This is a genomic window from Acinetobacter sp. AS167, assembly GCF_037152175.1.
In the GTDB taxonomy this organism is placed as follows: Bacteria; Pseudomonadota; Gammaproteobacteria; order Pseudomonadales; family Moraxellaceae; genus Acinetobacter.
Genome location: NZ_JBBCMP010000005.1, coordinates 126,486 through 145,313, shown reverse-complemented (window position 1 = coordinate 145,313; position 18,828 = coordinate 126,486). Strand labels below are relative to the sequence as shown.

24 protein-coding genes are annotated in these 18,828 nt (G+C 36.9%); 14 read left to right on the top strand and 10 right to left on the bottom strand.

Annotated elements, in window-relative coordinates:
- Positions 1 to 22: 22 nt before the first annotated feature.
- Positions 23 to 805, bottom strand: coding sequence for a hypothetical protein (locus WFN33_RS11055; RefSeq protein ID WP_336953140.1), 783 nt, complete (start codon positions 803 to 805; stop codon positions 23 to 25).
- A gap of 30 nt (positions 806 to 835) precedes the next feature.
- A complete protein-coding gene (locus WFN33_RS11050) occupies positions 836 to 1,639 on the bottom strand; it encodes a hypothetical protein (protein WP_336953138.1) in 804 nt (267 codons plus the stop codon).
- 134 nt (positions 1,640 to 1,773) lie between these two features.
- On the opposite strand from WFN33_RS11050, the gene WFN33_RS11045 reads away from it, so the two are divergent.
- Complete coding sequence (locus WFN33_RS11045) at positions 1,774 to 2,796, top strand: type I glyceraldehyde-3-phosphate dehydrogenase (RefSeq protein WP_336953136.1); 1,023 nt, start codon at positions 1,774 to 1,776, stop codon at positions 2,794 to 2,796.
- A gap of 83 nt (positions 2,797 to 2,879) precedes the next feature.
- Positions 2,880 to 3,176, top strand: a complete 297-nt coding sequence (locus tag WFN33_RS11040) for a hypothetical protein (protein ID WP_004721164.1) — start codon at positions 2,880 to 2,882, stop codon at positions 3,174 to 3,176.
- A 50-nt stretch (positions 3,177 to 3,226) separates the two neighbouring features.
- Here WFN33_RS11040 and WFN33_RS11035 read toward each other — a convergent pair whose 3' ends face one another.
- Complete coding sequence (locus WFN33_RS11035) at positions 3,227 to 3,526, bottom strand: AzlD family protein (protein WP_262085811.1); 300 nt, start codon at positions 3,524 to 3,526, stop codon at positions 3,227 to 3,229.
- A complete protein-coding gene (locus WFN33_RS11030; RefSeq protein WP_004721160.1) occupies positions 3,523 to 4,266 on the bottom strand; it encodes an AzlC family ABC transporter permease in 744 nt (247 codons plus the stop codon). Before WFN33_RS11030 ends, WFN33_RS11035 begins: the two co-directional genes overlap by 4 nt.
- A gap of 157 nt (positions 4,267 to 4,423) precedes the next feature.
- Here WFN33_RS11030 and WFN33_RS11025 point away from each other — a divergent pair, with 157 nt between their 5' ends.
- The gene (locus WFN33_RS11025) at positions 4,424 to 4,879 is read left to right on the top strand and encodes an Lrp/AsnC family transcriptional regulator (protein ID WP_034614550.1); all 456 of its coding nucleotides are present in this window, start codon (positions 4,424 to 4,426) and stop codon (positions 4,877 to 4,879) included.
- Here WFN33_RS11025 and WFN33_RS11020 read toward each other — a convergent pair.
- Both WFN33_RS11020 and WFN33_RS11015 read right to left on the bottom strand, forming a co-directional pair.
- Entirely contained in the window at positions 4,865 to 5,449 is a 585-nt protein-coding gene (locus WFN33_RS11020; RefSeq protein WP_105712858.1) for an RNA 2'-phosphotransferase, read from the bottom strand. The two genes, WFN33_RS11025 and WFN33_RS11020, sit on opposite strands and share 15 nt — an antisense overlap.
- A 36-nt stretch (positions 5,450 to 5,485) precedes the next feature.
- On the bottom strand, positions 5,486 to 5,896 hold the full coding sequence (locus WFN33_RS11015) for an Lrp/AsnC family transcriptional regulator (RefSeq protein ID WP_234623015.1): 411 nt from the start codon (positions 5,894 to 5,896) through the stop codon (positions 5,486 to 5,488).
- A 124-nt stretch (positions 5,897 to 6,020) separates the two neighbouring features.
- Here WFN33_RS11015 and WFN33_RS11010 point away from each other — a divergent pair, with 124 nt between their 5' ends.
- On the top strand, positions 6,021 to 6,563 hold the full coding sequence (locus WFN33_RS11010; RefSeq protein ID WP_336953131.1) for a cysteine hydrolase family protein: 543 nt from the start codon (positions 6,021 to 6,023) through the stop codon (positions 6,561 to 6,563).
- 71 nt (positions 6,564 to 6,634) lie between these two features.
- Here WFN33_RS11010 and WFN33_RS11005 read toward each other — a convergent pair whose 3' ends face one another.
- Complete coding sequence (locus tag WFN33_RS11005; RefSeq protein WP_336953129.1) at positions 6,635 to 7,144, bottom strand: hypothetical protein; 510 nt, start codon at positions 7,142 to 7,144, stop codon at positions 6,635 to 6,637.
- 316 nt (positions 7,145 to 7,460) lie between these two features.
- Between WFN33_RS11005 and WFN33_RS11000 the strand changes: the two genes are divergently transcribed.
- The 5 genes from WFN33_RS11000 (at position 7,461) to WFN33_RS10980 (ending at position 12,331) form a co-directional block, all read left to right on the top strand.
- On the top strand, positions 7,461 to 8,627 hold the full coding sequence (locus WFN33_RS11000; protein ID WP_209826323.1) for an ATP phosphoribosyltransferase regulatory subunit: 1,167 nt from the start codon (positions 7,461 to 7,463) through the stop codon (positions 8,625 to 8,627).
- Positions 8,628 to 8,697: 70 nt separating this feature from the next.
- Positions 8,698 to 10,017 carry an adenylosuccinate synthase gene (locus WFN33_RS10995; protein ID WP_336953128.1) on the top strand — a complete coding sequence of 440 codons (1,320 nt, stop codon included), beginning with the start codon at positions 8,698 to 8,700 and terminating at the stop codon, positions 10,015 to 10,017.
- A 179-nt stretch (positions 10,018 to 10,196) separates the two neighbouring features.
- Positions 10,197 to 10,988: a M48 family metallopeptidase gene (locus WFN33_RS10990; protein ID WP_336953126.1), complete on the top strand. Its 792-nt coding sequence runs from the start codon at positions 10,197 to 10,199 to the stop codon at positions 10,986 to 10,988.
- A 140-nt stretch (positions 10,989 to 11,128) separates the two neighbouring features.
- Complete coding sequence (locus WFN33_RS10985; RefSeq protein WP_336953124.1) at positions 11,129 to 11,434, top strand: hypothetical protein; 306 nt, start codon at positions 11,129 to 11,131, stop codon at positions 11,432 to 11,434.
- Between the two features lie 111 nt (positions 11,435 to 11,545).
- Positions 11,546 to 12,331 carry a M48 family metallopeptidase gene (locus WFN33_RS10980; protein ID WP_336953123.1) on the top strand — a complete coding sequence of 262 codons (786 nt, stop codon included), beginning with the start codon at positions 11,546 to 11,548 and terminating at the stop codon, positions 12,329 to 12,331.
- A gap of 94 nt (positions 12,332 to 12,425) precedes the next feature.
- Here the strand turns inward: WFN33_RS10980 and WFN33_RS10975 are convergent, their stop codons facing one another.
- Entirely contained in the window at positions 12,426 to 13,475 is a 1,050-nt protein-coding gene (locus WFN33_RS10975; protein WP_336953122.1) for an NADP(H)-dependent aldo-keto reductase, read from the bottom strand.
- A 329-nt stretch (positions 13,476 to 13,804) separates the two neighbouring features.
- A complete protein-coding gene (crp, locus tag WFN33_RS10970) occupies positions 13,805 to 14,515 on the bottom strand; it encodes a cAMP-activated global transcriptional regulator CRP (RefSeq protein WP_004721139.1) in 711 nt (236 codons plus the stop codon).
- Between the two features lie 151 nt (positions 14,516 to 14,666).
- Here crp and WFN33_RS10965 point away from each other — a divergent pair, with 151 nt between their 5' ends.
- Positions 14,667 to 15,089 carry an OsmC family protein gene (locus WFN33_RS10965; protein WP_336953120.1) on the top strand — a complete coding sequence of 141 codons (423 nt, stop codon included), beginning with the start codon at positions 14,667 to 14,669 and terminating at the stop codon, positions 15,087 to 15,089.
- Between the two features lie 183 nt (positions 15,090 to 15,272).
- Here WFN33_RS10965 and WFN33_RS10960 read toward each other — a convergent pair whose 3' ends face one another.
- A complete protein-coding gene (locus WFN33_RS10960; RefSeq protein ID WP_419327387.1) occupies positions 15,273 to 16,076 on the bottom strand; it encodes a peptidoglycan DD-metalloendopeptidase family protein in 804 nt (267 codons plus the stop codon).
- Between the two features lie 356 nt (positions 16,077 to 16,432).
- On the opposite strand from WFN33_RS10960, the gene WFN33_RS10955 reads away from it, so the two are divergent.
- The 4 genes from WFN33_RS10955 to WFN33_RS10940 are packed head-to-tail and all read left to right on the top strand — an operon-like array spanning position 16,433 to position 18,526.
- Positions 16,433 to 16,876 carry a PAAR domain-containing protein gene (locus WFN33_RS10955; RefSeq protein ID WP_336953118.1) on the top strand — a complete coding sequence of 148 codons (444 nt, stop codon included), beginning with the start codon at positions 16,433 to 16,435 and terminating at the stop codon, positions 16,874 to 16,876.
- Positions 16,869 to 17,432: a PAAR domain-containing protein gene (locus tag WFN33_RS10950; protein ID WP_335954937.1), complete on the top strand. Its 564-nt coding sequence runs from the start codon at positions 16,869 to 16,871 to the stop codon at positions 17,430 to 17,432. Before WFN33_RS10955 ends, WFN33_RS10950 begins: the two co-directional genes overlap by 8 nt.
- Positions 17,433 to 17,438: 6 nt before the next feature.
- Positions 17,439 to 18,065: a hypothetical protein gene (locus WFN33_RS10945; protein ID WP_335954936.1), complete on the top strand. Its 627-nt coding sequence runs from the start codon at positions 17,439 to 17,441 to the stop codon at positions 18,063 to 18,065.
- A 2-nt stretch (positions 18,066 to 18,067) separates the two neighbouring features.
- Positions 18,068 to 18,526, top strand: coding sequence for a hypothetical protein (locus WFN33_RS10940; protein ID WP_333667274.1), 459 nt, complete (start codon positions 18,068 to 18,070; stop codon positions 18,524 to 18,526).
- Positions 18,527 to 18,828 lie beyond the last annotated feature (302 nt).

Below are 18,828 nucleotides of genomic sequence, written 5' to 3'. Positions count from 1 at the left end.
CCATTATCGTATTTAAGCTTGCTTAAAAAGGGTCAATTCCCAGTAGATCATTATGCTGTAATTTATATTCTTGACCATTAAATTTAATGGTCTGTTGTTGTTTATATTGTTTTTTTACAGATTTGCATGTCTGATAGTTGGTTTTCGTTTGGTCTTTGATTTCTTTTAATACAATATCTTGTAAACCATGTGTGGTTTTGTTGGAAAGCACTAAAATACGTCTTACATCTGAACTGGTATTATTTCCTATACAATTTCCAATTCTTTCATAGCCACTATCATTTGTTCCAATACCCGCAAAAACTTGTTTAATTGGTTGGCGAGGATTAACTTTAAATAAAGCAAGATTATTATGGCTATAGGTAAAACCACCTTCATGTGAGGATGAGGTTTCTAAGCCGATCACATCTGTATTCGGCAAGGTTGAAAATCTTGTGTTGTGGAGTTTTGCTCCATCATAATGATCTGCATCTGAATAAAAAGTTTCTGGGGCTTTATACTTTTGCAGAATTTTATGCTGAGAAGAGTCAATTAAATATAAATTTAGATCATGCTCCATATCATCATAAGATTTATAATTAATCGGTTGGCTAATGGCAACCAATTGAATTCTTTGTGTACTGTCCAAATTGATACAGCTTTTATATGTTTTAGCTTCAGTCTTGGCAAAACTTGGGTTGGTTAGTTTAAATTTTTGAATTAAAGAATCTTGTAATTGTTCTGAACAAGCTTGATAAGGTGCTGCAAAACTATTTCCAGTAATCAAAAGCAGTGCAGCGTTCAATACAATTTGTAATGTTTTCATGCGCTCATCTCTAAAAAGTTCAAAATACAATTAAATTCCAAAGTCTAAAAAATTAAGATGTTCAAAATGATATTTTTTCCCATCAAATTTCATGATATGGCGTTGCTTTTTGACAATACGCTGGGTACTACAGTTTTTTTCGTTAAGTGTTATACGCTCTGTTTTTTCCGTTAATTGAATGTCAGCTAGACCATGACTGTTTTGTTTTAAGGGGTGAAGTAAAATTTGAGTCTCAGTTTGTGCATTATTTTCACATATAGATGGTCTTTCGCCAGCTGAGTAATTCGTCATAAATTTATCTAAAACCAATTGCATTTGTTGATTGCTGATTTTGAATAACTTTATTTCACGTATTGTATAGTAAATTCTACCTAAATGCCCATAGGTTAAGGCTAGACCAATGACTGGTGTCGCATTGTCGGTAGAAAAGTGGTGAATATCAAATTTTAAACTTTCAAACTGACCAGCATTTGAAGAGATGATTTTTGGATAAGTATAATGATTTAAAATTTTTGAAGATGCAGGATCGATCAAATATAAATTCAAATTATAATCCGCAAAGCCAGATTGCATTGGAACAGGATTGCTGATTGCAATAATCTGTTGATGTTTCCTGATCGTTAAGCAGGTTTGGAATACAGGATAAAGGGGATCTAAATTTTGTTGGGTGTTTAAGTTGAATTTTTGAATGAGCTGTTTAGTCTGTGGCTCTGTGCATCGCGAATAGACATCTTGGGCATGTGTTGATTGTATACATAAAAAAGTTAGTAAAATCATACAGTAAAGGTAAAGTAATTGATTTAATTTAAAAGTATTTTGAATGGGAGAATACATTTATTTTATCCTAAATAAATTAAAAACTTATTTTTGAGAAAATTTTATGACTAAATAAAACATATTTTAACAGTAGACTCTATAAATCTTATAACATATACGCATAAAGTAGTTTGGCTGTAAAAGGACATCTGATGCAACGTGTGGCAATAAACGGATTCGGGCGAATTGGACGGAATGTATTACGTGCTTGGTTTGAAAATCCGAAAAGCTTCCATTTTGAAATTGTTGCCATTAATGATATTGCGGATGTTGAAACGCTGGTTCATTTATTTAAATACGATACAACGCATGGTCGTTTTGATGGTGCGGTGAATATCTTACAAGAAGATGGACAGCTTTATATGTTGATTGACGCACGTCAAATTAAACAGAAAGTGCAAATTTTAAGACAAGCCAATCCTGAATTATTGCCTTGGGAAGCACTCAATATTGATGTTGTTTTAGAATGTACAGGGCTGTTTCGTTCAAGAACCGCTGCCACACAACATATAACAGCAGGTGCTAAGCGCGTCATTATTGGTGCAGCACCTTTTGACACTGTCGATGCTGCCATTGTTTATGGGGTAAATCATCATGATGTGAAAGCCGATGATCAAATTATTTCGGGTGTGTCATGTACCACACAAGCTTTGGTCCCTTTGGTCAAAATTATTGATGATGCCTTTGGAATTGACAGTGCATTAATGACAGAAATCCATGCGGTCACAGCAGATCAATCTGTACTGGATCATGCACATCGAGATTTACGCCGCGCACGTGCCTCAGGACAAAATATTATTCCAACAACATCTTCTGCTTTGGGTGCATTAAAACAAGTCATGCCCAAAATGGAAAACCGTATTGACGGTTTTTCAATCCGTGTACCAACAATTAATGTTGCCGCGATTGATTTAACATTTGTTGCTCAAGCGCCTGTAACAGCTCATTTAATTAACCAAACCTTAATTCAATCAGCAAAATATGATTATGCGGAAATTATGTCTGTCACAGATGAGCAATTGGTTTCAAGTGATTTTAATCATTCACCTTATTCACTGATTGTTGATTTGACTCAAACTATGGCCGTGGGTCAACAGGCGAAAGTGTTTGCTTGGTATGATAACGAATGGGGCTATGCGAATCGCTTGTTAGATTTGTGTGAATCATTTTATTAATCTAATATTTATCACTTTAAAATAACTTTAATGACTTGAGTTTAATCAAGACTAAGATTGACATGTTTTGTTGGGGGTGAATGATGTTTTTTATATATTTGGTGATTGTGATTCTTTATCTGGCCATGATGTTTGTGATTTGGCAAATGGGAAAATTAAAGAAAGAAAACCTTGAATGGCTTAAGCATGTGCAGAATCATGAGCAACAGATCCATGCACAAGAGCAACATCTCAAACAGACCTTACAAATTATGCAAGATTTGGCTAAAAAAATGCATGTACAGCAGGAAGTTTTAGACAATACCTCAACACGTTTGACTCAAGTTGAGTTTCAAAATGCTGAATTAATTAAAATATTACAGCAAAATTCAAAACCTTAATTGAGGTTTTGAATTGCATCAAGTCAGGAGTGACAGGCTATTGAGAACGTTTAAAGCATAAAGTATCTCAAAATCCCTGTTGCAATGATACTGATCAGTACAGTGGGTAATAATGAAAAATAACAAGCTGCGAATAGTGTGATGATAATTGCAATCAAGTTGGCTGGTTGATCTGTAACAAAGTAGGGTGCAATCACTGATATCAAAACACAGCCGGGGATAACCTGTAAAATTCGCGTGGTTCTTTTGCTGAGATGTCTATTCTTTAACAGTAAATAGCCTAAAATTCGAGTTAAGTAGGTTGTTAATCCCACACAAACAATGGCGATGAATGTCGTCATATGAATCATTCCTCATCTCCAATCAGTAAAAAAGCAGCGATAATTCCTGAAATAGAACCAATCAATACATACCAGCCTTTGGGTAGATAATAATAGGCCAGTGCAGCGGCAATCAGACTAATCAACCAAGGCAGTGCGGGTTTAAAGCCTTTCCACATTCCGCGTAAAAGCACCAGAAAAACTGCGGGGAATGCCATGTCAAAACCAAACTTTGTGACATCACCAAGGAAAGAACCAATGCCGACTCCCATAGTGGTAAAAACCACCCACATAACATATAACGCAAAACAAAGGCCGATATAAAAAAACACACTAAATCCTGCATAGGGATTGCGAGGGTTTTGTTTGTGTGAATCCGTAATGCTAAGGGCCCAACTCTCATCACACATAAAAAATAATAATGGAAGGGCTTTACGATTGGGCAAATGTCGAATATAGGGTGCTAAACTTGCACCCATTAAAATATGGCGGCTGTTGACCAGAAAAGTGATCAGAATTAAAAACAACAATTGAGGTGGCTGCGTCCAGACTTCAATAATGGCGAACTCAGAACCACCAGCAAAATTGAGTCCTGTTAACAATGGAACTTCTAAGGCAGAAAATCCTTTTTGCGCTGCTTGCGTTCCTAAAACCAGTGCAAAAGGGATAATACCCAGTAGCATTGGAATAGAGGTTTTAAGCCCACGTACAAACTCTCTAAATTCAATTGAATAGGTCAGTTCAGTCGTAGCGTTCTTAAAACTTAACATGAGTCGCTCAATGGTCGGTAAAACAAGATGATTTTTATTTTATGCCAATTGATTCGCTATATTTCGCTAAAATTGCTGCCTGTAAAATAATTTTTGCAATATTATTGCTGGAATATGTTATTTTTTGGTTTTATCTACTAGAAATAATTTTATGAAATTGGATCAGATAGATCGGCGTATTCTGTGTGCATTACAACGTAATGGAAAACTACAAAATAATGAATTGGCAGAACAGATAGGTTTATCCGCTTCACCTTGTTTAAGACGAGTAAAGCAACTGGAGGATGAGGGGATCATTGACCAATATGTTGCATTGGTCAATCCACACAAAGTAGATCTTAGTTTGACAGTCTTTGCACGAATTTGGTTAAAGAGTCAGGATGAACAAGCGGTCAATCGATTTATCGAAAGCATTATGAATATTTCTGAAATTGTTGAATGTCAACTTATGGCAGGAGATTGTGATTTTTTCTTACGTATTGTGGTTTCTGATTTAGAGGCATATCGTAAATTTCAAATTAATCATTTAAATAAAATTCCAGGGATCCAGAATGTCAAAACTGAAATCCCTTTACAGAAGATTAAACAGACCACAGCCTTACCGCTGGATTAGTTTTTTTGATTCGCTTTCGAATAACTTTAAATATTTTATCGGCACTTGTTCAGTCAACCAAACCCCATTTTCAGCACAATAAAATTGGAAACCATCTTGATGCATCTGTTTGGTGTCTAGGATGAAAATGATGACTTTGCCATGTCGTTGTCCCACTTTCTGGGCTGTGACTAAATCAGCAGATAAATGTACGTGATGACGTTCACCTGAAATTAAGCCTTTTTCTAAAATACTGTCGACAAAGCGAGTTGCTGTTCCATGAAAAAGTGTATCGGGTGGCGTAATAGCAACATACTCACGTTGAACCTGAGCACTAGAGTGACCTTGTACTGCGCGGATTTTGTTTTGATCAGGTGAAAGTTGGAAGCGTTTTTTATCACTGCTTTCAACAACCTCAATCAACTCTACGAGTTTAAGTGGTCTTCTGTGTTTGATCATTTGCTGTAAAAGGATGTGTACATCCGTCCAGCCTTCAGAATCGAGTTGGATTGCAATGGTTTCTGGTTGATGTCGAAGTACTAAACTTAGAAATTTACTATGTTCGCGTAATGTTTTTTCTGAAGATTTCATTTGTTATTCTTACATGATATGGATTTGGATATAAAATTAAGGCTGAGTTTCAATTGCTCTTACGACACTATCTACTGAATATTGTCCCCATTCAGAGAGTTGCTCGATAAATAGATTGATTGCATGACTATCAAAATGCGCAACCAGCATATAGCAAGCGGAACCACAGACTTTATAGCAACTTTCAATTGACTCAAATTGAGCGATAAATGCTTCAAACTGTTCAAATTCATTAGTCTGCATCATCACACGTATAAATTGTGTTGATTGGTTCTGTAGCGTAATCGTATATTTCTGAATTGTGCCTTCATCTTGCATTCGCGCAATGCGACTTCCTACAGCTTGGCCTGTACGGTGTACTAATTTTCCGATCTCTTTATTGCTTAACCGAGAATCAGTTTTTAGTATTTTTAAAATTTTGAGGTCAATTGGGTCATTTGGCAACATAGTGAATTGAACAAATTTTCAGTTTGAAAGTTTCTAATCGATTATTCTTTCATGAGTGACTGCAAATCGCCAGTTGTTTTGATTAATCTTATAAAAACATCAACACAAGGGTTAGGGAAACACCATGAGTCAAACAGCATTATTAGTGATAGATGTACAAAACGATTATTTTCCTCAAGGGAAGATGGAGTTGTTCTGTGCGGAACAGGCTTTAAAACATATCAATCGATTGGAAGATCTATTTATAAAGCGTGAGCAGCCGATTATTTATATTCAGCATATTGCCAATCAACCCAATGCTACATTTTTTGAAGCAGGAACGCAGGGTGTAGCACTACATTCGGGTTTACGTGTTAAGATCGATTCAATTGTGATTGAAAAACATTATCCCAATAGCTTTTTTCAAACCACTTTAAAAGCAGAATTAGAGCGACTGAATGTTGATAAATTGGTGATTAGTGGCATGATGACGCATATGTGTGTTGATGCGACGTCACGTGCAGCGGCAGAATTTGCTTATCAACCGACGATCATTGCAGACGCTACAGCGACGCGTCAATTGAGCTATTCAGGCAGAACAGTTGAAGCAGAAGATGTACAAACAGCCTGTTTGTCAGCCTTTCAAATGTTTTCACAAGTAGTCAGTATCGAGGACTATTTAAAATAGCTGAAAGAGTCAAAATAACAGGGAAGTACAGCGATTCGATTTTGTACTTCCCTTTAAATCTGAATAAAAATTTATTCTTGGTTTAAGAAACCTTCTTTGATTTTTTCAGGTAAACCTGTATGCCACCATGTATAAATGGAAGATTTTATTTCGTCATCTTGTTCAGGATCATTGAAAGGTTCATCATCTTCACGAATCAACTCATCGCCTTCAAATTTAAACCAGAATTCCCACGGGTCATCATCCCCACAACCCCAAGCCAGAGTGTGAATTTCAGGGAGTAATGCTTTTAAGAAAAGTAGGATTGCTTCGATAAACTCATCACCCGAAGAACCATGCACAAAATGGGCAACTGAATAGCCTGCAATAGTGTGTAATGATTCAGGACCCAAATCAAACTCAATATTGTCAACTGTATTTAAAAGATCTTCTGCAAGTTCTTGCCCCAATTGTGAATTGAGCTCAACTGCAACAGCAATAAATTTGTCTTGTTCACCGCGATGCTCTTGAAATAAACGGCCTAGCTTTTGCATGATTTCCGTATTTGGATGCGTGTAATATAAGTTGCTATGTAGTTCCATACTTCCCCAGTTTTTAGTATTTCAGTTGCTTTAAATAGATGCTGTTTTTCTAAACGAATAAATTATATTTTCAACAACGCAAATAGCAATCAACACTTGTGTGAAAAGTTAAATAAATACAAAGAATTGAAGTGGGGTAATGTGTAATAGATAGTTTTTTGCCTAAATTATGCATAAGTGGTCAAATTATCTAGGCATCAAAAGTTATTTTATTAATGCATGGCGCAGATGATCGTGCTAAAATAAGAGAAATCGGGTGTGTTCCCGATTTTTTTATGCGGATTACTTCCGCGCTGACAGGATTTAGGTTTACAACATGCCCATTTCAGAGACATGGTTATTACCTGATGGTGTAGCTGATGTATTACCAGAGCAAGCGCAAGTAATTGAAAAATTGCGCCGTGAAGCTTTAGATTTCCTCGCATCACGAGGTTATCAGCTGGTGTATACGCCATTCATCGAATACATCGAATCTCTTTCTTCTCTCTCCGAATCGAATCAAGATTTAGACTTAGCCACTTTTAAAGTCATCGACCAACTTTCAGGTCGTTTACTTGGTGTGCGTGCCGATATGACACCACAAGTGGCTCGTATTGATGCCCATGTACATCAAGTACAAGGTGTGGCGCGTTACTGCTATGCAGGAACTGTACTTCATACTAAACCACAAGGTTTTAATACCACGCGTGCACCACTTCAGTTAGGTGCAGAGTTATTTGGTTCAGACAGTATTGACGCAGACGTTGAAATGATCGATGTGATGCTCAATCTGCTTAATACCGCGGGTTTAGCTGATGGTATCCATCTTGATTTAGGGCATGTAGGACTGTTTAGAAGTCTGGTAAAACATGTGGGTTTAAACAAATCAACAGAAAGCCATTTATCTGATTTGTATCAGCGCAAAGCACTACCAGAACTTGCTGAATTCACTCAAAATTTAGAATTTGGTTCTGATTTTTATGCTTTAGGTCGTTATGCAAGTGATCTGGATGCATTGCAAGCGAATATTAGCGCAGAAATTTTTGCTGATGAAGCATTTAAAAATGCTTTTGAGGTACTTAAAACAACATATACAGAAATTCAAGCACGTTGGCCAAAACTCAATATTGGTATCGATGTTGTAGAGCTTCGTTCGTACCATTACCACACTGGGTTAATGTATGCCGTGTATGCACCAAACCGTGCTGCACCGTTGGCACAAGGTGGTCGTTATGATGGTATTGGTGAACACTTTGGACGCGCGCGTCCTGCAACAGGCTTTTCTTGTGACTTGTATTCCTTAAGTGCGGGTCAACGTCAACAGATTGAAAAAGTAGTTGCACCGAAAGGTACCGAATCCACTTTGCTGGATGCGATTGCCGTAGCACGTCAACAAGGTTTAAGTGTAATTCAGTTATTGGGTAATGACGATTTAAACTCAGTTCCAAATGCAACCCACCAGATGGTGAATGTTGCCGGTGAGTGGAAAATCGAAACAATTTAAGTATCAGATTGAATGTTCATGTCATTCGATTTGGTTTTCTATTTTAACAGCATGATGTAATGAGGCTATTATGGGCAAAAGTGTTGTGGTACTCGGTACCCAATGGGGCGACGAAGGTAAAGGTAAAATCGTTGACCTGCTCACAGATCAAGCAGCTGCGGTAGTCCGTTATCAAGGCGGACATAACGCAGGGCATACGCTCGTCGTTGGTGGTAAGAAAACAGTTCTTCACCTCATTCCATCAGGTATTTTACGTGAAAACGTACTTTGCTTAATTGGCAATGGTGTTGTACTTTCACCTGAAGCATTGATCAAAGAGATGGATATTCTTGAGAAAGAAGGTGTACCCGTTCGTGAACGTCTGCGTATTTCTCCAAACTGTCCGTTGATTCTTCCTCACCATATTGCACTTGATCAAGCGCGTGAGAAAAAACGTGGTAATGCCAAAATCGGTACAACTGGTCGTGGTATTGGCCCTGCTTATGAAGATAAAGTAGCTCGTCGTGCGATTCGTGTTGCAGATTTAGTACGTGGTGGCGATCATCTTAAAGCACTGCTTGAAGAGCTTCTTGAATACCATAACTTCCAATTGACTCAATTCTTCGGTGTTGAAGCCGTTAAAGTTGAAGATGTTTTGGCACTTTGTGATCAATGGCGTGAAGTGGTTAAGCCATTAGTTTTAGATGTGATTACAACATTGCATAACTATCGTAAAGATGGTGCAAACATCATGTTTGAAGGTGCGCAAGGTTCACTTCTTGATGTTGATCATGGTACATACCCATATGTAACTTCATCGAATACTACCGCTGGTGGTGTAAGTTCAGGTTCAGGTCTTGGTCCATTGCATCTTGACTATGTTTTGGGAATTACCAAAGCCTATACAACTCGTGTAGGTGCAGGTCCATTCCCAACTGAGCTTGTTTATGATGCTTCCAATGATGTTGGTGATGCAGTTGGTAAACACTTGGGTACTGTGGGTTCAGAATTTGGTGCGTCGACTGGTCGTCAGCGTCGTTGTGGTTGGTTTGATGCTGAAATCTTACGTCGTTCTGTAGATGTAAACTCATTATCAGGTATTTGCTTAACTAAACTTGATGTTTTAGATGGTTTGGAAGAAGTAAAAATCTGTGTCGGTTATGAAGCTGCGGATTCAGGTTGTGTAGGTTCTACAGATGCACTTGCATTTGAAACCTTAAAACCAATTTATGAAACTATGCCAGGTTGGTCTGAGTCTACGTTTGGTGCGAAATCATTAGATCAATTGCCACAAAATGCAATTAATTATGTAAAACGTATTGAGCAGTTGATTGAATGTCCTATCGACATCATTTCAACAGGTCCAGATCGTGATGAAACAATTGTGATGCGTCATCCATTTGATGCTTAATTGATTCAATCTTTAAAAAGCTCCTTCGGGAGCTTTTTTTATTGTTATTGTTTTTAGGCGTTTTAAATAAACTGTGATTATATTTTGATTTTTTTTGTAAAATACAACATAATGCAGCCGCTAAGAGCTGAGCTTCGTTTTGAAGCTTGCAATAAGATCTATGAAATTTGGTGAAAATAATGATTAACAAGAAACTATTACTTGGATTAGGGTTGGCTATAGGCTTAACAGGTTGTACAACTGTTGCTGAATTAACGGGTAATGATTCTGCGACGCTAAACCTCAATGCAGCAGCAGATTATAAACTTCTTGTAGATGATGCAAGGGCACAAAAAGCACTTGATACAACATCTGCAACATATAAACGAGTCAATGCTGTTTTCTTAAAGATGAAACCTTTTGCTGATCAAGCAAATCAAACTGGTCAAAAATTTGACTGGCAATTGAGTGTACTTAAATCAAATGAACTCAATGCATTTGTAATGCCTGGCGGTAAGGTTGTATTCTTTACAGGTATTGTCAATCAATTGAAACTGACTGATGCTGAAATTGCTGCCATTATGGGACATGAAATGACCCATGCCTTAGAGGAGCATTCTAAACGTGGTGCTGGTGCAACGGCAATTACTGACTTTGCTGTGAAAATGGGCAAAACCTATGCAGGCGATAAATTGGGTTCAGTCGGCACTCAAGCTTTAGACATCGGGAGTAAATATGGTGTAGGTCTGCCATATTCACGTAGTTTAGAATCATCTGCTGACCGTGGTGGATTAATGCTTATGGCGAAAGCTGGCTATAATCCTGAAGCGGCAATCAGTGTTTGGCAAAAAATGAACAAGATTGATGGCGGCAGTAATAATGGTGTACAGAAGTTCACTTCAACACATCCATCAAATAACGACCGTATATCAGATTTAAACAAAAATATGGTTGAAGCAAAGCAAATCTATCAATCTGTTGTTAAAAAGTAATTTGATCGCAGAGTGTTCAGCCCGATGTAAATCGGGCTTTTTATTTAAAGCTAAAAAAGACTAAAGTCGATATCAATCAGGCTAGGTTTTCAAGCTTGGCTTGTTAAAATGTCCTTTTATATACACATTGAGTTTGTAGGATGCAAAAGAATATATCGAGCACAATATTTTACTCTCTGATTTTCGCAATGGGCGGTGCTCCAACGATTGCAATGCTGATTATTCAGGCTCAAACCACTGATCTGAATATTATCAATAATGCATTGTTAGGTCTGAGTGTAATGGTTGCATGTGTGCTGGTTCCTGTTATTTTGATCCAAAATGCATTTTTATTTATCAAAAGAAACGACCAATTGTTAGAGACAAAAATTATTCCATTGAAAAACATATATTTGATGCTTAATGTGATTTGTCTCATCTATTGGTTGGCGATTCAATTTTTGTAAAATTTCACTTACATAATTAATATGAATTAATGGATCTTATTGATTTAACCTTATGTAACATTTGCATATAATCCACAGTGCTTTTCATTGTTCTCCATGGAGTTGATTATAATGAACAATAAATTAATGCTTAGTCTTTGTGCGGCGACTGCCATTTCAATTTCAGGGTGCTCAACTATTGCGGATATGGCAGGTGCTGATTCTGCAACGCTTAATTTAAACGCAACACAAGGCTTTAATAAAACGGTGCAAGAAGCACGTTTGAATAAGACTCTAGATACAACTTCTGCAACTTATAAAAAAGTGAATGCAGCATTTATCCGATTAAAACCTTTTGCAGATCAAATGAACCAAACGGGTCAAAGATTTGATTGGCAGTTGGCTGTCCTTAAGTCAGACGAAATCAATGCTTATGTCGCACCCGGTGGTAAAGTGGTTTTTTACACAGGGATTGTAAATCGACTCAATCTATCTGAAGCTGAAGTTGCTGCAGTAATGGGACATGAAATGACCCATGCTTTAGAAGAACATTCTAAACAAAAATTAGGTGCGCAAGCGTTGACCAATCTTGCAGTAGGAATTGGTAAATCGTATGCAGGTAGCCAAATTGGTGAATTAGGTAATGCTGCTCTCGATTTGGGAAGCCAAGTTGGAGTGGGTTTACCATACTCACGTAGTTTAGAGAGCCGTGCAGATGAGGGCGGCTTAATGATGATGGCAAAAGCTGGCTATAATCCTCAAGCAGCAATTAGCTTGTGGGAAAAAATGGCGAAACAGGGTGGAGGAAAAGGTTCTGCATTACTGTCAACACATCCATCTGATGTTAATCGTATCAATGCAATGAAAAAGAATTTACCTGCTGCAATGGCAGTTTATACTGCGCGAGGCGGAAGATAAGTTTTTTGATAAAACCTATCGAATAAAAAAGGATGCTTATGCATCCTTTTTTATTGAAAACAACGTAGAACAATGAGCGTTTCAAAAATTGTGCTTAAGGTGCAGGGTTTGGCTGCTGCTGATGAATCGCATCTATTTCCAATAAGATTTCTTCAGACAATTGGGTATCAAAGGCCTGAATATTCTCTTTTAGTTGCTCGAGCGTAGTCGCACCAATAATGGTACTACTCACAAAAAATTGTTGTTTAATAAATGCTAAAGCCAATTGGGTAAGGCTTAAACCATGTTTTTCTGCAAGCTGTGCATATTGTTCTGTCGCCCAATCGCTCTGTGGATTGCTATAGCGGCTAAAGCGAGAAAATAGTGTAATACGTCCTTTTTCAGGGCGTGCGCCGTGGCGATACTTGCCAGTTAAGTAACCAAAGGCTAAGGGTGAGTAAGCGAGTAAGCCAACGCCCTCGTGTTGTGCGATCTCAGACATCCCAATTTCATAAGTACGATTGAGCAAACTATAAGGGTTTTGTACACTCACAATTTTTTCTAAGCCCAATTGTTCAGCTAAATGTAAAAACTTTAAGGTACCCCAAGGTGTCTCATTGGATAAGCCAATATGACGAATACGCCCTTTTTTAACTTCTTTCGAGAGTGCTTCTAAGGTTTCAGCAAGCGGGGTGATGTCTTGTGTACGTGCCGCAAGCTGATTGCTGTAACCCAGCGTGCCAAAGAAGTTAACAGGGCGTTGTGGCCAGTGCAGTTGATAAAGATCTATATAGTCTGTTTGTAAGCGCTTGAGCGAGCTATCAATAGCACTACTGATCTCTGCTTCTATAAACTTGGTATGCCCATCACGAATTTGACTGCCACCTTGTTGGGGGCCTGCAATTTTTGTGGCAATGATAAGTTTGTCACGCTGACCGTTTTGAGCAATCCAATTCCCTATGATGCTTTCAGTCGATCCCTGTGTCTCTGGTTTAGGGGGTACCGGATACATTTCAGCAGTATCCCAGAAATGGATATTTTGATCGATTGCATAAGCAAGTTGTTCAAATGCTTCATTCTGATTATTTTGTTCACCAAAGGTCATGGTACCTAAACAAATTTCAGGGACCACAAGATCAGAATGCCCTAAACGATTTGACTTCATTTTATGTCCTTCAAAACTAATATTCAGTATCTTGTGAGAATAATAGCGTAATTTAAATTTGATAACTAAGTGAAAAAATGTTTCTAATTATCAAAATAAGATAAAGTTATCTGATTCTTTTATAAAATGCTCATTTTAGCTTGGTCTAGTTTTATAGCATGGTCATGAGACCAGCTCACAGTCATTCACTGTGTAGTTCTAGCAACATGAAAAAAGCAAACTCGGGAGTTTGCTTTTAAACTATATTTCAACTTTTTGACAATATTTGATATTTACCCCATTCAACATAATTCTTTAAGGAAATAAATTCTCAAATTTGTTCTCAAGTTTTATTCATCATCTGTGCTTAGTTCGTCTTCAGAAAAATTAGATTCTTCTAAAGATACATCAAATATAAGGATGGCTTTACCGTCGGTTTCGATCATGCCTTGTTCTTCAAGTGTTTTTAGAACACGACCAACCATTTCACGGGAACAGCCCACAATACGACCAATTTCTTGGCGAGTAATGCGGATTTGGCGGCCGTTTGGCAAGATCATCGCTTCAGGCTGTGCTGAAAGATCAATTAAACAACGTGCAATACGCCCAGATACATCAATAAATGCAAGGTCAGTTACTTTGCGTGTTGTATTTTTTAAACGACGAACAAGTTGTGCAAATACGGCATAACTTAAGTCAGGATATTGTTTACTAATTTCGTGGAAATTATCATATGAAATTTCAGCAATTTCACATACGTCACGGGTTCTTACTTCCGCAGTACGTTGTGGATTCTGCTCAAATAATCCCATTTCCCCAAAAAAGTCCCCAGGGTTCAAATATGCAACAACAATTTCACGTTCATCATCTTCACGTAAAATAATTGAAACTGAACCTTTTAAAATTAAATACAGTGATTTTGACTCTGAACCTGCATCAATAATCGTTGAGCGTTTTGGAAAACGATTGATGTGGGCTCTTTTGAGCAAAGCTTTGACTGACTCAGGTAGTTGACCAGGAGACAAAGCATCTGTACTAAGTTGTGCAAAATTAGAAGACATGCTTAAAAATTCCGAATTGGATAATAACTAGATCTGTTGATCTAAATTGAACTCGTCACGTAGAAGCAGTAGAGATGAAATTCCTTATCAACTCATTTTATGCTAGTGTACAGGTACCCCGTAAATTTATAGCTTTTTTTAGGTAGTTGCAATGCAAACTAGCGTTCATTGGTTAGAGAATGTTGCTTTCGAAGCAAAATCAGAAAGTGGTCATCAAATTGTGATGGATGGTTCTGCTGAATATGGTGGTGAAAACCGTGGCCCACGTCCTATGGAACTCATATTAATGGGACTTGGTGGGTGTGCTTCATTCGATATTGTGACCATTTTAAAGAAATCTCGGCAAAATGTAACAAATGTTGTTTGTCAGCTCAAAGCGGATCGAGCAGACACGATTCCAGCTGTATTCACTAAGATACATTTACATTTTGTGGTAACAGGGCATGATGTAAAAGAGAAGCAAGTAGCGAAAGCTGTTGAATTATCAGCCGAAAAGTATTGCTCAGCAAGTAAAATGCTATCCGATGGTGGTGTTGAAATCACCCATGATTTTGAAATAATTTTAGCTGAATAATTAAATTATTATTCTAAAAAGCCAATCCTTAGATTGGCTTTTTTTTATGTGCTCTAACTTTTTAAATTCATGACTCATGCTAACAATTTTTTAAAAAATAAATTATTACAAAATGTGTATTTCTTTAAAAGGACCATTTTTGAAACAAATGTTCAAAGTTTTCTTTGCATTTTGCTTGCAAAATTAAAGTGATAAAAATAATTGTGGATCAACTCGGGCATTATTTAAGCTCATTCCCCAGTGTAGATGTGGACCTGTTACTCGTCCTGTTTTACCCACCAATCCCAATAATTCACCTTGTTTCAAGATTTGCCCTTTTTCTACATTGATTTTACTGAGGTGGCAAAACATGCTGATCAGACCTTGTCCGTGATCAATCATAACGGTATTTCCATTAAAGAAATAATTGCCTGTGGCAACCACTGTTCCTGCGGCAGGCGCAACCACTTTTTGTCCGATGGGGGCAGGGATATCTAAACCAGAATGTGGAGCACGTTCTTCACCATTAAAAAAGCGTTTACGACCAAATGAATTACTAAATTTTCCTGCTGTAGGACGGATAAATGTTGGAAAGTCTTTCCATTGTGCAGGGCTAAAAGAGCTATAAACACTGTTTTGTTCTTTCGCTTCTTGGCTATAACGATCAAGTTGTTCTTGATTCGGATTGACGTAGTCCTGATTTTTTACATTGAGGCGCTGCTCAGCGTATTTAAATGGCTTCACTTCAATATTAATTGGGCCTTTAGAGCTTTGTAATTGCAGTGTACCCAGTGGCGCTGAAAGCGGAATACCAAAAACAATATGGTTTACTGCATTTTCACCATCCACGATCAAGACAGGTTTGTCTTGATAAGTGACATTTAACACGGTTTTAGCAACAGGAATAACCGCTATGCCACCTGCACGACGTGAGTCTTGAGGTAAGGCAAAAGCTTGTGTTGCTATAATTAAGCTAGATAGTAGGAAAAGTTTTTTGATTGAAGGCATAAATAACATACAAGGTTTAATTTTTTGTAGTATCTCGCTTTTTTATTCAGATGCTCAAGCATGTGATTGTTAAATTGTAAGTAGAGTGTTCTTGATGACTATTCAAAATACTGTAGGGCAATGAATATTACCCAATTATTTGAATATCTGATTTGTTAAGAAAGATTCAAGAGATCTAATTGAGAACATTGGTCAATAGGCTTGATAAGCGAGTTGATTGAAATATGAATAGTGTAAAGATATTGATCAATTTAAATTATTAAAATTATTTAATAATTCTATTAAATTTGTCTTAATAGTTGGTTTTATGTTTCAATTGCTATGTTCTTCATTCAATAACAATAATTGGCCTCAGTATGACGAAACCTAAATTTTTACATGAATTACCAATTGAGCAGTTAAAGCAGATGTCTCAAGAAGACATAAAGCAAACAATAAAAGCAGAGCAGCTTTATTTTCGACACAGACCCAAAAAGATCTATTACCTTGCGGTAAATGGGGCTAAAACCAAAAATGGTGGGTTAGTTAAAGCGACTGCATTGCAAAGCCGAATAGGTGGATTGCCTATTGCTTTAGTTGGTGACGATGCTATTTACGCAGATGGGACAATTTCTAAAATCATTTCAGGTGCTGGCAAGGGTTGTCTTATAAATGGTCAGTCCGCTGCATTGGTAGGAAGCCACTTAGAGAATGGTGATGAGATTGTCGATAGCCCTAATAACTCTGTAGCTATAAATATCTTTATCGGTGATAAGGCCCCTGAAGGCTTTTTGTGCCAAGATGGTTTTAATCATGACTAAAGGTTTTGCAATTCATAACTCTATGACAAATCATGGAGGCATCATTCAAGCAACACAACAACGAACATCTCAAATGGGAAATCTATTTCTACGTGCTGGAGATGGTCACTTTTGCCCTAAGTGCAAATGTTGGTCTGAAATTGTTAAAAGCCATGATCATATTATTATGGATGGCAAAGCTGTTGCTTATGTTGATGACTTATTGACTTGTGGAGCTAAAATTTTACCTAAACAAGATCATGTTGTTGGAACAAGCCAAGGTGAGAATTATAGAAGTTCTTCAAGCTCAAAAGAGCCTTTACAAAATAGCTTTATAGATAAAGTAATCTCAACAAATTTTGGTTTGCAACACCAATTGTTAGATAAAGCTACTCAGAAACCGTTAGTTGATTTTCCATACCAATTGAAACGTGCAAACGGTGAAGTTATTGAGGGGAAAACTGATGAAGATGGAAATACAGTTCATATTGATTCAGGTGATCAAGAGGAACAGGTAGAGCTAATAATTTATGACCTTTCTAAACCAATGCCTCCACTAGATGATGACTTAGGGTAAAAAATTATGGCTGACGTTATTGTAACTGATAAGGGTATGTTTCCTAGGGATGTTGAAGTTTGTAACTATCCCTCTGTAACGTGTAATCCAGCGTTTAAAGTTGGTAATTACTACATTGCTGCGCCTTACAATTTTTTCTTTGACGAAGATCATTGGCAAAGGCTGGAACGCACAAATAAAGTAGAGTTTCTACTGGCTTTACGTTTTGGTATGGAATATGACATAAACAAATTTGGTGATGGAATGATTAATAAGCTTTCCTTCAACACTATGATGTATGTAAAGTTTCAACAGTATGTACGGAAACACTCAATGCATGAAGCCAGTAAATTAGTTGCTCAATTTCAAAAACAAACCTTTTCAATCAGACTTAAAACAGGATTTAGTTTTTTTGATGTATTGGCAGTAATAGGAATTGCAAAAAATATTACTGTTCCAGAAACCATAGTACATCTTCGGCAATTGGCTGAAAATAATCATTGTCCTCTATATGTAAACAGATCCACATTTAAAAATATATTTAATGAAGATTATCATTCGGGAATGTTAAAACAGTTAACAGGAGATGGAACGTATAAGGGGGAAGGTTCTGTTGTAGACTTGAAGCAGTTTGACAATAAAGGAAGTGGGTAATTATGAAATTTAAATTTTTAACTCTAATATTAATACCACTGGTATCGATAGGATGTTCTGCTAATGAAATAACAAAAAAAGACATTCAAAAATACGTAGAAACAAGTGATGTATTTATCAATATTGATACACCTATTTATAGATTAGCTGACACGACTAAGAAAAATGCGATGGCTGACGCAATTTATAAATCATCATTAGCCAAGCTTTATTTTTTAAAAAGTTATGAGAAAGAGCTATTCCCTATTTACAATCTCGAAGACAAGATGATGTCTGAAAACTTCTTTGGCTATTGTTGGATGGGAAAATTCATCAATGATTATAAATCCTTTGCACCCAAGCCTTCTTTAGTAGATGTTGAAACATTGCAATGGCTGGATAAAAAGCGCGCTATATGGGCTCAGCATATTAGTAAAAAATTTGGGAATGATACGTCCGTTAAAAATTACTGTCCTTACTAACAGGTACAGCCGATATATTTACTTTTAAAGTTATGAGTAATATAGTCTTAAAAATGTTGCAAAAATAGGTTGATAAAAATAATGGTAAATCAACCTGATTTAAACTAAATAGCGGCTTAATTTTTTTGTTGTAGTGTATCGTTTTATCGAATTGAGGGGATATTTTCACTAATTGGATGAATTACGCATCCCCATTCAAAAATAGATCATACAATCGTCACCTCGAAAAATCACATGCCTAATTAATTAAGCATGTGATTATGATCGATCAATAAAGTCTTTGAAAACTAAAACTTAAAAAC

What these genes read in the sequence shown, in the direction of transcription:
- WFN33_RS10980 (WP_336953123.1), top strand. Translation starts at nt 11,546, where the DNA reads ATGAACAATAAATTAATGCTTAGTCTTTGTGCGGCGACTGCCATTTCA.
- WFN33_RS10995 (WP_336953128.1), top strand. Translation starts at nt 8,698, where the DNA reads ATGGGCAAAAGTGTTGTGGTACTCGGTACCCAATGGGGCGACGAAGGT.
- WFN33_RS10965 (WP_336953120.1), top strand. Translation starts at nt 14,667, where the DNA reads ATGCAAACTAGCGTTCATTGGTTAGAGAATGTTGCTTTCGAAGCAAAA.
- WFN33_RS11045 (WP_336953136.1), top strand. Translation starts at nt 1,774, where the DNA reads ATGCAACGTGTGGCAATAAACGGATTCGGGCGAATTGGACGGAATGTA.
- WFN33_RS10945 (WP_335954936.1), top strand. Translation starts at nt 17,439, where the DNA reads ATGGCTGACGTTATTGTAACTGATAAGGGTATGTTTCCTAGGGATGTT.
- WFN33_RS10950 (WP_335954937.1), top strand. Translation starts at nt 16,869, where the DNA reads ATGACTAAAGGTTTTGCAATTCATAACTCTATGACAAATCATGGAGGC.
- WFN33_RS10975 (WP_336953122.1), bottom strand. Translation starts at nt 13,475, where the DNA reads ATGAAGTCAAATCGTTTAGGGCATTCTGATCTTGTGGTCCCTGAAATT.
- WFN33_RS11015 (WP_234623015.1), bottom strand. Translation starts at nt 5,896, where the DNA reads ATGTTGCCAAATGACCCAATTGACCTCAAAATTTTAAAAATACTAAAA.
- WFN33_RS10985 (WP_336953124.1), top strand. Translation starts at nt 11,129, where the DNA reads ATGCAAAAGAATATATCGAGCACAATATTTTACTCTCTGATTTTCGCA.
- WFN33_RS11050 (WP_336953138.1), bottom strand. Translation starts at nt 1,639, where the DNA reads ATGTATTCTCCCATTCAAAATACTTTTAAATTAAATCAATTACTTTAC.
- WFN33_RS10955 (WP_336953118.1), top strand. Translation starts at nt 16,433, where the DNA reads ATGACGAAACCTAAATTTTTACATGAATTACCAATTGAGCAGTTAAAG.
- WFN33_RS11010 (WP_336953131.1), top strand. Translation starts at nt 6,021, where the DNA reads ATGAGTCAAACAGCATTATTAGTGATAGATGTACAAAACGATTATTTT.
- WFN33_RS10960 (WP_419327387.1), bottom strand. Translation starts at nt 16,076, where the DNA reads ATGCCTTCAATCAAAAAACTTTTCCTACTATCTAGCTTAATTATAGCA.
- WFN33_RS11005 (WP_336953129.1), bottom strand. Translation starts at nt 7,144, where the DNA reads ATGGAACTACATAGCAACTTATATTACACGCATCCAAATACGGAAATC.
- WFN33_RS11055 (WP_336953140.1), bottom strand. Translation starts at nt 805, where the DNA reads ATGAAAACATTACAAATTGTATTGAACGCTGCACTGCTTTTGATTACT.
- WFN33_RS11035 (WP_262085811.1), bottom strand. Translation starts at nt 3,526, where the DNA reads ATGATTCATATGACGACATTCATCGCCATTGTTTGTGTGGGATTAACA.
- WFN33_RS10990 (WP_336953126.1), top strand. Translation starts at nt 10,197, where the DNA reads ATGATTAACAAGAAACTATTACTTGGATTAGGGTTGGCTATAGGCTTA.
- WFN33_RS11040 (WP_004721164.1), top strand. Translation starts at nt 2,880, where the DNA reads ATGTTTTTTATATATTTGGTGATTGTGATTCTTTATCTGGCCATGATG.
- crp (WP_004721139.1), bottom strand. Translation starts at nt 14,515, where the DNA reads ATGTCTTCTAATTTTGCACAACTTAGTACAGATGCTTTGTCTCCTGGT.
- WFN33_RS11020 (WP_105712858.1), bottom strand. Translation starts at nt 5,449, where the DNA reads ATGAAATCTTCAGAAAAAACATTACGCGAACATAGTAAATTTCTAAGT.
- WFN33_RS11030 (WP_004721160.1), bottom strand. Translation starts at nt 4,266, where the DNA reads ATGTTAAGTTTTAAGAACGCTACGACTGAACTGACCTATTCAATTGAA.
- WFN33_RS11000 (WP_209826323.1), top strand. Translation starts at nt 7,461, where the DNA reads ATGCCCATTTCAGAGACATGGTTATTACCTGATGGTGTAGCTGATGTA.
- WFN33_RS10940 (WP_333667274.1), top strand. Translation starts at nt 18,068, where the DNA reads ATGAAATTTAAATTTTTAACTCTAATATTAATACCACTGGTATCGATA.